At 76.3% G+C, this 13,282-nt stretch carries 13 protein-coding genes; 4 read left to right on the top strand and 9 right to left on the bottom strand.

Going from position 1 to position 13,282, the window contains the following annotated elements:
- Positions 1–58: 58 nt before the first annotated feature.
- Together ACFTZA_RS07010 and ACFTZA_RS07005 are read left to right on the top strand one after the other, a co-directional pair.
- The gene (locus ACFTZA_RS07010; protein WP_378192200.1) at positions 59–1,345 is read left to right on the top strand and encodes an SAM-dependent methyltransferase; all 1,287 of its coding nucleotides are present in this window, start codon (positions 59–61) and stop codon (positions 1,343–1,345) included.
- Positions 1,346–1,353: 8 nt separating this feature from the next.
- A complete protein-coding gene (locus ACFTZA_RS07005) occupies positions 1,354–2,520 on the top strand; it encodes a glutamate--cysteine ligase (RefSeq protein WP_378192361.1) in 1,167 nt (388 codons plus the stop codon).
- A gap of 269 nt (positions 2,521–2,789) precedes the next feature.
- On the opposite strand, the gene tsaD is transcribed toward ACFTZA_RS07005, so the two are convergent.
- Positions 2,790–3,857, bottom strand: coding sequence for a tRNA (adenosine(37)-N6)-threonylcarbamoyltransferase complex transferase subunit TsaD (gene tsaD / locus ACFTZA_RS07000; RefSeq protein ID WP_378192198.1), 1,068 nt, complete (start codon positions 3,855–3,857; stop codon positions 2,790–2,792).
- 95 nt (positions 3,858–3,952) lie between these two features.
- Between tsaD and ACFTZA_RS06995 the strand changes: the two genes are divergently transcribed.
- The gene (locus ACFTZA_RS06995) at positions 3,953–4,570 is read left to right on the top strand and encodes a malonic semialdehyde reductase (RefSeq protein WP_378192196.1); all 618 of its coding nucleotides are present in this window, start codon (positions 3,953–3,955) and stop codon (positions 4,568–4,570) included.
- Between the two features lie 29 nt (positions 4,571–4,599).
- On the opposite strand, the gene ACFTZA_RS06990 is transcribed toward ACFTZA_RS06995, so the two are convergent.
- The 7 genes from ACFTZA_RS06990 to ACFTZA_RS06960 all read right to left on the bottom strand — a co-directional run bounded on the left by ACFTZA_RS06990 (position 4,600) and on the right by ACFTZA_RS06960 (position 11,694).
- Positions 4,600–5,553: a sulfurtransferase gene (locus ACFTZA_RS06990; RefSeq protein WP_378192194.1), complete on the bottom strand. Its 954-nt coding sequence runs from the start codon at positions 5,551–5,553 to the stop codon at positions 4,600–4,602.
- Entirely contained in the window at positions 5,550–6,089 is a 540-nt protein-coding gene (gene rimI / locus ACFTZA_RS06985; RefSeq protein ID WP_378192192.1) for a ribosomal protein S18-alanine N-acetyltransferase, read from the bottom strand. Before rimI ends, ACFTZA_RS06990 begins: the two co-directional genes overlap by 4 nt.
- The gene (gene tsaB, locus ACFTZA_RS06980) at positions 6,086–6,811 is read right to left on the bottom strand and encodes a tRNA (adenosine(37)-N6)-threonylcarbamoyltransferase complex dimerization subunit type 1 TsaB (RefSeq protein ID WP_378192190.1); all 726 of its coding nucleotides are present in this window, start codon (positions 6,809–6,811) and stop codon (positions 6,086–6,088) included. The genes rimI and tsaB overlap by 4 nt, the downstream gene beginning before the upstream one ends.
- Before the next feature lie 9 nt (positions 6,812–6,820).
- Positions 6,821–7,459: a tRNA (adenosine(37)-N6)-threonylcarbamoyltransferase complex ATPase subunit type 1 TsaE gene (gene tsaE, locus ACFTZA_RS06975; protein ID WP_378192189.1), complete on the bottom strand. Its 639-nt coding sequence runs from the start codon at positions 7,457–7,459 to the stop codon at positions 6,821–6,823.
- A complete protein-coding gene (gene alr / locus ACFTZA_RS06970; RefSeq protein WP_378192188.1) occupies positions 7,456–8,778 on the bottom strand; it encodes an alanine racemase in 1,323 nt (440 codons plus the stop codon). The genes tsaE and alr overlap by 4 nt, the downstream gene beginning before the upstream one ends.
- Positions 8,779–8,831: 53 nt before the next feature.
- Complete coding sequence (locus ACFTZA_RS06965; protein WP_378192186.1) at positions 8,832–9,740, bottom strand: pseudouridine synthase; 909 nt, start codon at positions 9,738–9,740, stop codon at positions 8,832–8,834.
- A 253-nt stretch (positions 9,741–9,993) separates the two neighbouring features.
- Positions 9,994–11,694, bottom strand: coding sequence for a bifunctional ADP-dependent NAD(P)H-hydrate dehydratase/NAD(P)H-hydrate epimerase (locus ACFTZA_RS06960; RefSeq protein ID WP_378192184.1), 1,701 nt, complete (start codon positions 11,692–11,694; stop codon positions 9,994–9,996).
- Between the two features lie 96 nt (positions 11,695–11,790).
- On the opposite strand from ACFTZA_RS06960, the gene ACFTZA_RS06955 reads away from it, so the two are divergent.
- Positions 11,791–12,810 carry an LLM class F420-dependent oxidoreductase gene (locus tag ACFTZA_RS06955; protein ID WP_378192182.1) on the top strand — a complete coding sequence of 340 codons (1,020 nt, stop codon included), beginning with the start codon at positions 11,791–11,793 and terminating at the stop codon, positions 12,808–12,810.
- Between the two features lie 81 nt (positions 12,811–12,891).
- Here ACFTZA_RS06955 and ACFTZA_RS06950 read toward each other — a convergent pair whose 3' ends face one another.
- Positions 12,892–13,242 (bottom strand): holo-ACP synthase, encoded by a 351-nt coding sequence (locus tag ACFTZA_RS06950; RefSeq protein WP_378192180.1) that lies wholly within the window; start codon positions 13,240–13,242, stop codon positions 12,892–12,894.
- Positions 13,243–13,282: the final 40 nt, after the last annotated feature.

Below are 13,282 nucleotides of genomic sequence, written 5' to 3'. Positions count from 1 at the left end.
CGACACCGTGCCTGGCGCCGCGCGCGTCGTCGCCACCTCCCGTGGAAGGATCGAGAGCATGGACGCCACGGCCCTGACCAAGCTGCTCAGCCCCGAGGGCTGGGCCCTGCTCGGTGCGCTGCCGCCCTACGAAGAACGTCAGGCCCTCGTGCTCGCGGCCGGCCTCCGGGCCAAGGGCGTCGACCCCGACCTCGCCGCCGCGGCGCTCACGCAGTCACGCCTGCGGGCGGCGGCCCGCGCCAAGTTCGGCGACTTCGCCGACGGCATGCTGTTCACCCAGGCGGGGCTCGAGCAGGCCACCCGGCTCGTCGTCGCCGGCCTCCACGCGCAGCGCTACCTCGACGCGGGCAGCACCCGCGTGGCCGACCTCACGTGCGGCATCGGCGCGGACGCGCTCGCGTTCGCGGGCACCGGCCTGCGCGTCCTCGCCACCGACGTCGACGAGCTCACCGCCGCCGTGGCGACGGTCAACCTGCGGCACTTCCCCGAGGCCGAGGTGCGGCACGGCGACGGCCTCGCGCTCGACCTCGCCGCCGAGGGCGTCGACGGGATCTACGCCGACCCGGCCCGCCGCACCCGCTCCGGGTCCCGCGTCTTCGACCCGCGCGCCTACGCGCCCCCGCTCGACGACGTCTGGGCGCTGCGCGACCGCGTGCCGGCCGTGGGGATCAAGGTCGGGCCCGGCATCTCGCACGACGGCCTCCCGGCCGACGCGGAGACCGAGTGGGTCTCCGTCGACGGCGACGTCGTCGAGGCCGGCCTGTGGTTCGGGCCGCTCGCACCCGCCGGTCCCGGCCGCACCGCGCTCGTCCTCACCACGAGCACGTCCCCGGACGGGACGCAGCGCACGACGAGCCACCGGCTCGCCCACCGCCCGGGCGACGACGACGTCGTCCCCGACGTTGGCGCCGTCGGCCGCTACCTCTACGAACCGGACGGCGCGGTCATCCGCGCCGGTCTCGTCGGACCGGCGGCCGCCGCCCTGGGCGGGCGGCTGCTGGACCGCACGATCGCGTACGTGACCACGGACTCGCCCGCGGCCGTGGAGGACGACGGCCTCGCCGCCGGGATCGCGCGCGGCTACCGCGTGCTCGACGACCTCCCGTTCGGCCTCAAGCGCCTGCGCGCCTACCTGCGCGAGCGCGGCGTCGGGCGCGTGACGATCAAGAAGCGCGGCACGGCCGTGACGCCCGAGCTGCTGCGCAAGCAGCTCGCGCTGGCAGGCGACGCCGAGGCGACCCTCGTGCTCACGCGCGTCGCCGGACGCCAGCGCGCGCTGGTGGTGGAGCCGCTCGACCGTGCGCCCTCCGTCGCCCGCCCCGACGGCGCGGACCCTCGCGGGTGAGCGCGCCGATGGGCACCGGGACGGGAAGCCGCACCAGCGCGGCGATCCCCTTCGCGCGGTCCGAACGCTCGAGCGTGGGGCTCGAGTGGGAGCTGGCGCTCGTCGACGCGGACTCCGGCGACCTGCGACAGGTCGCGCAGACCGTGCTCGACGCCGTGCGGCCCGCCGGCGGCGGCGAGCACCCGTCCATCAAGCAGGAGCTGCTGCTCAACACGGTCGAGGTCGTCAGCGGCGTGTGCCGCACCGTCGGCGAGGCCGGCCGCGACCTCGAACGCTCGATCGAGGAGATCCGCGCGGTCACCGACCCGCTGCGCGTCGAGCTCATGTGCGCAGGGACGCACCCGTTCGCACGCTGGGCGCAGCAGAAGGTGACCGACAAGCAGCGGTACACCACGCTCATCGACCGCACGCAGTGGTGGGGCCGGCAGATGCTCATCTACGGGGTGCACGTGCACGTCGGCATCGAGGACCGCGAGAAGGTGCTGCCGATCCAGCGCGCCATGCTCACGTGCTTCGCACACCTGCAGTCGCTGTCCGCGAGCTCGCCCTTCTGGGGCGGCAAGGACACCGGCTACGCGTCCAACCGCGCGCTCATGTTCCAGCAGCTGCCCACCGCCGGGCTCCCGTTCCAGTTCGAGCGGTGGACCGACCTCGAGGGCTACGTCGCCGACATGGTGCACACCGGCGTCATCGACGACTTCACCGAGGTGCGCTGGGACCTGCGCCCCGCGCCCCGGTTCGGCACCCTCGAGACGCGGATCTGCGACGGCACCACCAACATCACCGAGCTCCTCGCGCTCGCCGCGCTCACGCACTGCCTCGTCGAGCACTTCTCCACGATGCTCGACGAGGGGCGCGAGCTCCCGACGCTCCCCCCGTGGTTCGCCCAGGAGAACAAGTGGCGCTCGGCGCGCTACGGCATGGACGCGATCGTCATCGTCGACAGCGCCGGGAACGAGGAGCTCGTCACCGACGCGGTCGGACGCCTGCTCGTCGAGCTGGAGCCGGTCGCGGCCCGGCTCGGGTGCCTGGACGAGCTCGCCGGCGTGCGGACCATCCTGCGGCGCGGCGCGTCGTACCAGCGGCAGCGCGCCGTCGCCCGGCGCCACGGGGGCGAGCTCGACGCGGTCGTGCGGTCGCTCGTGGCCGAGATGCGGGCGGGCCGCCCGCTCTGACGCTCGGTCGTCGGGGCGGCCTCGGGGTGGTCGCTCGGGGTGGTCGCTCGAGGTGGCCGTTCGGGGTGGTCGCCTCCGCGGACGCCCCGGGGAACGGGGCGCGGGTCTACCATCCGGCCGCTCGTGCCTCGCGGCCTCCCGCCAGACCCGCCACGACCCGCGCCCCGTTCCCCGCGTCGCCCGCTCCGTCGCACTGCCTGCCGTGTCGTGCGGCCCGGAGCAGACCGGAGGGCCGACGGCCGCTGGTGGACGCGCGCGCCCGCGCGAGCTCAGACCGTGACGGTCGTCAGGGGCATCGAGGAGTCGACGCCGATGTCGAGCGTCGAGGGGGCGACGCCGGTCCGCACCACCGCGGAGCCCAGGGCCGCGATCATCGCGCCGTTGTCGGTGCAGTAGCGGATCGGCGGGATGCGCAGCTCGATCCCGGCCTCGGCGCAGCGCTTGGCGGCCATGTCGCGCAGCTGGGAGTTCGCGGAGAACCCGCCGCCGACCACGAGGGTGCCGACGCCGTGACGCTCGCACGCGGCGATCGTCTTGGCCGTGAGCACGTCGGCGACGGACTCCGCGAAGGACGCCGCGACGTCGTGCACGGGGATCTCCTCCCCGGCGTCCTGCCGCGCCTCGACCCAGCGCGCGACCGCCGTCTTGAGGCCCGAGAAGGAGAAGTCGTACGCGTGCTTCGCCTGGTCCTTGCGGGCCGTCAGGCCGCGGGGGAAGCGGATCGCCGTCGGGTCGCCCTCGCGCGCGAGGCGGTCGATGTGCGGGCCGCCGGGGTACGGCAGCCCGAGCAGGCGGCCGACCTTGTCGAACGCCTCGCCCGCCGCGTCGTCGAGCGTCGAGCCGAGCTCGGTGACGGACGTCGCGACGTCGTCCACGAGCAGGAGCGAGCTGTGCCCGCCCGAGACCACGAGCGCCATCACACGCTCGGGGAACGCGCCGTGCACGAGCTCGTCGACGGCGGCGTGGCCGATGACGTGGTTGACGCCGTACAGCGGCTTGCCGAGCGCGAGGGCGAGGGCCTTCGCGGCGGACGCGCCGATCGTCAGGGGGCCCACGAGCCCCGGCCCCGCGGTGACGGCGATGGCGTCGACCTCCGACAGGTCCACGTCGGCGGTGGCGAGCGAGCGCTCGAGCGTGGGGATCATCGCCTCGAGGTGGGCGCGCGACGCGACCTCGGGGATGATGCCGCCGTACCGGGCGTGCTCGTCCATCGAGCTCGCGACGGTGTCGACGAGCAGCTCGCGTCCGCGGACGAGCGCCACGCCGGTCTCGTCGCAGGACGTCTCGATGCCGAGGACGAGCGGTTCGCCGCCGCCCGCGGCCGCACTGGAAGCCATGGCTCCAGCCTAGTCGCGGCGCGCACGCGGCCCGTGTCGCCGACGTCACACCGTCTGCCGGGAAGATGGTTGAACGTTCTACTGTTGCCCGCGGCATGAGCATCGACACCCTCGCCCCCGCCCTCCGGGTCGACGACGCCACGGCCGACCTCCTCTTCCGCGAGGCGCGCACGACGCGCGACTTCACCGACGCCGAGGTGACCGACGAGCAGCTCGCCGCGGTCTACGACCTCGTCAGGTGGGGCCCCACCGCGATGAACACGCTGCCGCTGCGCGTGCTCGCCGTCCGCTCCCCCGAGGCCCGCGAGCGCCTCGTCGCGCACATGGCCGACGGCAACAAGGAGCGCGTGGCGAACGCGCCCCTGTCGCTCGTCGTCGCCTACGACCCGGCGTTCCACGAGCACATGGACACCCTGTTCCCGCACGTGCCCGGCATGCGCGAGAACCTCGCCGGCGCCCCCGACGTACGGGACGAGATGGCGCGGACCAACGCCCTCCTGCAGACCGGCTACCTCGTGGTGGGCCTGCGCGCCGCCGGCCTCGCCACCGGCCCCATGAACGGCATGGACCGCGACGGGATCGACGCCGAGTTCTTCGCCGACAACGGCTGGCGCTCGCTGCTCGTCATCAACGTCGGCGTCGCCGAGGGCGAGGGGACCTCCTACCCCCGCGCGCCGCGGCTCGCGCCTGAGCAGGCCATCACCACGGTCTGACCGCCGGCCCGACGGCGGCCGCGCGGCCTTCAGCCGGGCGGCGCCGCGCCGGTCGCGACCGGCCGGTCGGGGTCGTTCGACCACTGCGACCACGACCCCGCGTACAGGGCAGCCTCGACGCCGAGCGTCGCGAGCGCCGCGACCTCGTGCGCGGCGGTGACGCCCGACCCGCAGTAGACGCCCACCGTCGCCCCCGCGGCGGTGGGCGTCGTCGAACCCGCTGCCGCGCCCGCACCCGTTCCCGCTCCCGTCGTCACGCCGAGCGCCACGAACCGTGCCCGGAGCGCGTCCTCGTCGAGGAACGTGCCGTCACCGGCGAGGTTGTCCGTCGTCGGCGCGCTGACCGCGCCGGGCACGTGCCCCGCGCGCGGGTCGACGGGCTCGACCTCCCCGCGGTAGCGCTCGGCGGCGCGCGCGTCGAGGAGCACGTCCGCGTCCGACGCCGCGACCCGGGCCGCGTCGTCGGCGGCCAGGACGGGCATCGCGCCCGGTGCGACGACGACGTCGCCCGGCTCCGCGCGCACGTCACCCGTCTCGACGGGCAGCCCGGCTCGTTCCCACGCGCCGAGGCCGCCGTCGAGGATGCGCGCGTCGTGGTGCCCCGCCCACCGCAGGAGCCACCACGCGCGAGCGGCGGACGTCCCGCCGACCGCGTCGTACACGACCACCGCGCGGTCGCTCCGCACGCCCCAGCGGCGGGCGGCGGCCTGCAGGTGCGCGGGCGGCGGCAGCGGGTGCCGCCCCGCGGCGGGGGACGCGGGCGCGGCGAGCTCGGACTCGAGGTCGACGTAGACGGCGCCCGGCACGTGGCCCGCCAGGTACCGGTCGCGCCCGTCGGTGACGCCGAGCGCCCAGCGGACGTCGAGCACCAGCGGACGCCGGTCCGCACCCTGCGCCGTGCTCCCGCGGTCGCCGGTGCTCTCCCCCACCAGGCCCGCGAGCTCCCGCGCGCCGACGAGGACGCGTCCCCGGGCCGCGCTCACGCGACGACGCTCCCGGCGTCCGAGGCGGTGCCGTAGTCCGGGTCGTCGTCGCGCAACGGCGCGAGGTCGAGGCGCATCGTGTACGCGTCGACGTCCTCCGGCTGGTAGTAGCGCTTCCGGAGCCCGATCTGCTCGAAGCCGTACTTCGCGTACAGCGCGAGCGCGGGCTCGTTGTCCACCCGCACCTCGAGCAGCACGGCGCTCGCCCGCAGACGACGGGACCGGTCGACGAGCGCCTCGAGCAGGGTCGAGCCGACCTGCTGCTGCTGGTACGCCGGGTCGACGCCGATGGTCATGACCTGGGTGACGTCGCCGTCGAACCACAGGCCGGCGTACCCGACGAGCGGCGGCGGGCCGACGGCGAGGTGCCGGGCCGGCTCGGCCGCGACGTACCAGCGGCCCTGGCCCGCGAGCTCGTCCGCGAGCATCCCGTAGGTCCACGCCCCGCGACCGAACAGGGTGCGCTCGAGCGCGACGACGCGGTCCAGGTCGGCGGCCCGCAGCGGGCGCAGCCGGACCTCCTCGGCACCGCTCACCGTGCCGCCCGCGTGCCGCCGACCGCGTCGCTCACCCGCTTGCGCGCAGCCGCCTCCTGCACGTCGGGACGGCGCAGGTACAGCGGCTCGGTCGGCTGCTCCTCGCCCGCGTCGCGCCGCGCGATGGCGAGCCGTGCGAGGACCGCCGCGTCGGGCACGAGGGGCGCGTCCTCGGGGGCGTCGAGCACGTCGGCGTAGAGCGCGGCCCCCTCGCCGACGACGACCGCTCCCGCCGCGTGCTCGGCGACGGCGGCCGCGGGCCCGACGTCCGGACCGGCGACCGTGGCGAGGACCGGCACCGCGTGCGGGCCCTCGTGCGCGACGACGCGGTAGCGCGCCCAGTACACCTCGCGACGCCGCGCGTCGGTCGTGACGAGCACCTCGTCGTCGGTCGTGAGGCCGAGGTCGCTCACGGCCTGCGCGGCGACGGCGTCGAGGCTGGGGACGCCCAGCACCGGGACACCCAGGGCGAACCCGATCGCGCGCGCGGTGACGAGGCCGACGCGCAGCCCCGTGAACGGCGCCGGGCCGGTGCCGACGGCGACCGCGGCGAGCTCGGTGCGGTCGACGCCCGCCTCGGCGAGCGCCTCGTCGACGAGCGGCGCCAGCGCCTCGGCGTGCCGGCGACGCTCGGGGGCGTCGCGGCGGGCGAGGCGGGCGCCGTCGTCACCGACGACGGCGACGGTCACGGACGCGGAGGTGTCGAGCGCGAGAACGGGCACGGCCCCAGCCTACGACCGCGGCGCGGGCGGCCCGGCGGCCTCAGGGCCTCCGGCGACACCGGCGTCCCGGGCGAGCGCGGCGACGTCGAGCCCCGCCCAGCGCGCGCCGACGGCCCGCACGGTCACGCGGCGCGCCCCGGCCTCCGGGGCGTCGTCCGCACCGTCGTCCGCACCGCTGGCCGCGCGGTCGTGGTCGCCGCCGTCGCCGCGCGGCCTCGCGAGGACGACCTCGAGGCGGTCCCCGGCCAGGGACTCCACCAGGCCGCTGCCCCACTCCACGACCGTCACGGACTCGTCGAGGCTCGAGTCGAGGTCGAGCGCGTCGACCTCCTCGAGCGACCCGAGCCGGTACGCGTCCACGTGCACGAGCGCCGGACCGCCCACGACAGAGGGGTGCTCGCGCGCGACGATGAACGTCGGCGACGCGACCTGGCCCCGCACGCCCAGGCCGGCACCGATGCCCTGCGTGAGCGTCGTCTTGCCCGCCCCGAGGTCGCCGGTGAGCACGAGGAGGTCGCCGGCGCGCAGGACGCCGGCGAGGGCGCGCCCGAACGCGCGCGTCGCCTCGGCGTCGGGCAGGACGAGCTCTGCCGGGCCCGTCGTGCCGGTGGTCGGGTCGTCGCCCGCGCTGCTGGTCGTGTCGCTCACGGTGCCGTGGTCCTCTCGTGCTGGGTGGTGTGCTGGACGCCGGTCGGCTCCACCAGGGCGCGTGCGTCGTCGTCGAGCACGTCGAACCGGACGTGCTCGCGCGGCACGCGCGCGCCCAGGCGCGTGGTGATCTCGTAGCTGATCGTGCCCGCCGCCTGCGCCCAGTCCTCGGCCGTCGGCGCGCCGCCGCGCTCGAGCCCGGCGCCCGCGCCGAACAGCGTCACGACGTCGCCGGCGCGCTCGCGCGCACCCGGCCCGAGGTCGAGCACCACCTGGTCCATGCACACCCGGCCGGCGACGCGCAGCACGCGGCCGCCGGACGACCCGTCCGGGGACCCGCCGACGAGGACCGGCCCGCCGGGCCCGTGGACGCCGCCCGAGGCGTGCCGCGGGATGCCGTCGGCGTAGCCCAGGGGGACGACGCCGAGCGTCGTCTCGCGGTCCGTCGTGTACGCGTGGCCGTACGAGACCCCCTGCCCCGCCGCGACCCCCTTGACCGTGACGAGGCGGGCCTCGACCGTCATGGCCGGCCGCAGGCCGTAGTCCTGCGGCGGCGCGACCTGCGGCACGGGCGACATGCCGTAGACGGCGAGCCCCGGCCGGACCAGGTCGTAGTGCGTGCGCGGTGCCGTGAGCGTCGCGGCCGAGTTGGCGAGGTGACGCACCTCGAGGGCGGCACCCGACGCCTCGGCGGCGCGGACGGCGTCGTCGAGCACGTCGGCCTGCGCCGCGACGCTCGCGTGCCCCGGCTCGTCGGCGCACGCCAGGTGCGACCAGATGCCGACGACGCGCACCAGACCCTCGGCCGCCGCGCGCGCGGCCGCGTCGAGCACGCCCGGGAGCTCGCCGGGCATGATCCCGTTGCGACCGAGACCGGTGTCCACCTTGACGTGCACACGCGCCGTGCGGCCGGCGGCACGGGCACCCGCGACAACCTCGTCGAGCGCCCACGGCGCGGCCACGGACACGTCGACGTCGGCCTCGACGAGCTCGCGCAGCGGCGCACCTGGCGCGTAGAGCCACGTCAGCAGGCGCGCGCGGTCGGGTCCGACACCGGCCGCGCGCAGCGCGAGCGCCTCGCTCGGCTGCGCGACGCCGAGCCAGGTCGCGCCGCCCGCGAGCGCCGCGAGGGCGCTCGGGAGCAGACCGTGCCCGTAGGCGTCCGCCTTGACGACCGCCATGACCTCTGCCGTCGGCGCGTGCCCTGCCAGGGCGCGCACGTTGTCGCGGATCGCGGCGAGGTCCACGAGGGCGCGCGCGGGGAAGCGGCGCGGGTCCGGCCCGCCGGCGGGAGCGGCCGGGCTCTGGGGGGTGCTCACGGTCCTCGATTCTCTCACCCGTGCCACGGCGCCCCGCCGTCGGGCGCGGCGGCTCACCAGACGTCGAGCGCGCGGTCCGTCTCGAACCGGCGCGGACGACCGCTGAGTGGGTCGGTGAGGTCGATCGAGCGCGAGACGAGCTGGAGCGGACGCGCGTAGTCGTCGTGCGCGACGTCGTACGGGTCCGGGTAGAAGTTGTCGTGGACGATCGGGACACCCAGACCGCTCATGTGCAGGCGGAGCTGGTGCGTCCTGCCCGTGTGCGGCTCGAGCCGGTAGCGCGCCAGCCCACGTGCGGCGTCCGTCTCGAGCACGTCGACGCGGCTCTCGGCGTTGGGCTCGCCGTCGACCTCCTCGGCGCGCATCACGCCGCGGCGCTTGACGATGCGGCTGCGGACCGTCCTCGGGAGCTCGAGCGCGGGGTCCAGCGGCGCGACGGCCTCGTACGTCTTGCGGACCTCGCGCCGGGCGAACAGCTCCTGGTAGGCCCCGCGCACCTCGCGCCGCAGGGTGAGGAGCAGGACGCCCGCCGTGACGCGGTCGAGGCGGTGCGCGGGGCTGAGCTGGGGCAGGTCGAGCTCGCGCCGCAGCCGCACGAGGACCGAGCGCGCGACGTACGCGCCGCGCGGGATCGTCGCGAGGAAGTGCGGCTTGTCGACGACGAGCAGGTCGCGGTCGCGGTGCAGCACCCGAATCTCGAACGGCACCTCCGGCTCGACCGGCGGGTCGCGGTAGAGGAACACGAAGCCGCGCGGCTCGTAGGCGGTGCGCGCGTCGACCGGCCGCCCGCGCCCGTCGACGACCTCCCCCGCGGCGACCTTCTCGTGCAGCCGCGCCGCGTCGTCGGGGAAGCGGTGCAGCACGTAGTCCAGGGTGCGCGTCCAGCGCGCGACGCTCGCGTCGTCGTGCGGGAGGACGAGGCGCGTCGGGTTGAGACCGTCGCGCACGGGCAGAGGGACCACGCGTCCACGGTACCGGCGCGGTCGTGGCGCTCCGGGACACTGCTCCGGGTGGCACGCCGTCGCGATCCGCACCGGAGCTGCCGAACCCCGGGATACGCGTCACCGCGCGCGGTTCCTGCCGCACGATCCCGGGTTCGGCACAGAGCGACGTCGAACCCCGGTCTACGTGTCACCGGGGCCTGGTCCTGCCGCACGACCCAGGGCTCGGCAGCTCGCCGTGCCGCACGAGCCGGGGTTCGGCGGCGTCGGAGGCTCAGCGTGCCGCGAGCAGCTCCGCGACGACGCGCGGCACCTGCTCGGCGACGTCGAGCGCGGCGACGGGCCCGCCCGGGTTCGCGCGCTCCGCCGCCAGTCCGTGCACGAGCGCCGCGGCCGCCCCCAGCTCGGCCGCCGCCCCGGGCTCCGCGAGGACGCGCTCGGCGTGCGTGGCGAGCAGGACGCCGAGCACGCCGCTGAGCACGTCGCCCGCGCCCGCGGTCGCGAGCCACGGCGGCGCGTCCGCCTGCGCGTAGACGACGCCGGGCCCGACGACGAGCGTCGCCGACCCCTTGAGCAGCACCGTCGCGCCGGTCAGCTCGTGCGCGCGCCGCGCCCAGCGCAACGGCGCGGCCTCGACGTCGGCCCGCGTGACCTCCTCGTCGCGCGCTCCCAGCAGCGTGGCGAGCTCGCCGGCGTGCGGCGTGAGGACGACGGACGGCGGGCAGCGCTCCGGCAGCAGCGAGAGCGCGCCCGCGTCGACGACGGCGGCGACCCCGGGGCGGCCACCGCGTGCGCCGACGTCCCCGTACGGACGGTCGGCGTCGCCGTCCCGCTCGTCGCCGACGCGCGCGGTGGCCTCCGCGAGAGCCGCGCGCACGCGGTCGTGCTGGCCGCCGTCGTCGACCGGGTCCTCCTGCGGCCCGGGCGCGGCCGGGACGCCGGACCCGAGCGACCACGCCTGGACGCGACCCTCCCCGGGCACGACCTCCGGGTGCGCGGCGAGCACCGCGCGCGTGACGTCGTCGGGCCCCGCGTACCGGACCATGCCGGGACCGGTCCGCACGGCCGCGCTCGAGACGAGGACGGCCGCACCGGGGTACGTCGACGTCCCGGCGACGACGCCGAGGACCCCGCGCGTGTACTTGTGGTCGGCCGGTCCGGGGACGGACCACAGCGCCGCGACGTCCTCCCGCTCCAGCCGGCGCACGGCCGGGCCCGCGGCGTCGCCTGACGCCCCGCCGGCGGGGGGCAGGTCGAGCCCGAGGTCGACGACCGCCCCGCGCCCCGCGAGGTGCGTCGCGGGCGGGACCAGCAGTCCCGGCTTGGCGGCACCGAAGGTCACCGTGCGGTCCGCGGGCAGGACCACCCCGGGGACCGTGCCGTCGTCGACGCCGATGCCGCTGGGCGTGTCCACGGCGACGACGACCGGACGCGTACCGGCACGGCCGAGGGCCCGGGCCAGACGTTCGACCAGGTCGCGCGCGACGCCGCGCAGCGGCCCGACCGCGCCGATGCCGACGAGCCCGTCCAGCACCGCGTCCGCGCGCAGGACCGCGTCGACGGCCCGGTCCGTCGCCGACCCGAGGTCGCCGGTGCCGCGGCCCGGCGCGGCGACGTCCTCCGTGAGCGAGAGCGTCGTACCGCCCGCGCGCCGCAGCGCGGCCAGGCCTCCGGCGTGGGGCCGGTCGCCCGCGAGCACCGCGGTCACCTGCACGCCGCGGCGTGCGAGGTAGGCCCCCGCGTGCAGTGCGTCGCCCCCGTTGTTGCCCGACCCGACGAGGAGTGCCACCCGTGCCCCGGTCACGCGCCCGTCGCGCCGCCCGCCGTCGGGCCCGACGACGGAGCGCGCCGTGGCGAGGTCCCGCGCGACGATCGTGGCGAGCGCGAACGACGCACGCTCCATGAGCGGGACGTCCGCCGCGAGCAACGGCTTCTCGGCGGCGCGGACGCCGGCGGCGGACCAGGCTTCGATCATGCGCCCATCCTGCCGACCCGGGCGCCCGCGCGCCCCCGGGCGCCCTCCGGACCGGTGCCGGGGGCGAGCGGGCCCCGGCCCGCCTAGGGTGACGCCATGCGATTCGGACTCTTCATCCCTCAGGGCTGGCGGCTGGACCTCGTCGGCATCGACCCCGCGGACCAGTGGGAGACCATGCGGTCGCTCGCCCGGCACGCCGACACCGCGCTCGCCGGGGAAGGGCTGCCCGGCGCCGCGAACGCGTGGGAGTCGCTCTGGGTCTACGACCACTTCCACACCACGCCCGAGCCGACCGACGAGGCGACGCACGAGGCGTGGACCCTCATGGCCGCTTTCGCCGCGTCGACGGAGCGCGTGCGACTCGGCCAGATGTGCACGTGCATGGCCTACCGCAACCCCGCCTACCTCGCGAAGGTCGCCGCGACGGTCGACGTCGTGAGCGGCGGCCGCGTCGAGATGGGCATCGGCGCCGGCTGGTACGAGCACGAGTGGCGCGCGTACGGCTACGGCTTCCCCAGCGCCGGCGAGCGCCTCGCGATGCTCGACGAGGGCGTGCAGATCTTCAAGCAGCTGTGGACGAACGGCGTCGCGTCGTTCGACGGCACGCACTACCAGGTCGACGGCGCGCGGCTCGCACCCCTGCCGCTGCAGGTCGACGGCCCCCCGCTGTGGGTCGCGGGCGGCGGCGAGAGGAAGACGCTGCGCACCGCCGCGGAGCACGCGCAGTACACCAACTTCGACGGGACGCCCGAGGGCTTCGCGCACAAGTCCGAGGTGCTGCGCGGACACTGCGAGGCGATCGGCCGCCCGTTCGAGGAGATCACGCGGTCGGCGAACTACAACGTCGTGATCGGCGCGACCGAGGCCGAGGTCGACGACCGCATCGCCTGGATCGAGGAGCACTTCTCCCGCACCCTGCCCGAGCGCGCCGCCGCGCACGCCGAGTCGGCGCGGAAGGGTCCGCTCGTCGGGACGCCGGAGCAGATCGTCGAGAAGCTCACGCAGCTGCGCGACCTCGGCATGACCTACGCCATCACGTACTTCGCCGAGGCCGCCTACGACCGCAGCGGCATCGAGCTCTTCGAGCGCGAGGTCATCCCGGCGCTCCAGGACTGACGGCCCCGCACCCGTCGAGCAGGCGGTCACGGTTCGTCCCGTCGCGAGGACGCTCCACGATCGCCTGCTCGCCGGTCAGGGTCAGCTCTCCGCGACGACCATCGCCGAGGCGATCCCGGCGTCGTGCGAGATCGACAGGTGGAACCGGCGGATCCCCAGCTCGTCCGCGCGGGCCGCGACCGTGCCCGTGATCTCGACCTCCGGCGGGCCGCCCGGCACACGGTGCACGGTCGCGTCGTGCCACTGCATGCCGCCGGGCGCGCCGAGCGCCTTGGCGATCGCCTCCTTCGCGGCGAACCGCGCGGCGAGCGACGACGGCGGCAGGTCCCGCTCGACCGGCGTGAAGAGCTTCTCGCGGAGACGCGGGGTGCGCTCGATGGACGCCATGAACCGCTCGACGTCCACCACGTCGATGCCCACCCCGATGATCATGCGCTCACCCTACGGTGAGCAGAGTCCGGGGACGGGCGAC

The sequence above is a fragment of the Cellulosimicrobium sp. NPDC057127 genome (assembly GCF_042670945.1).
GTDB lineage: Bacteria > Actinomycetota > Actinomycetes > Actinomycetales > Cellulomonadaceae > Cellulosimicrobium.
This window is presented reverse-complemented; position numbering and strand designations above follow the sequence as displayed.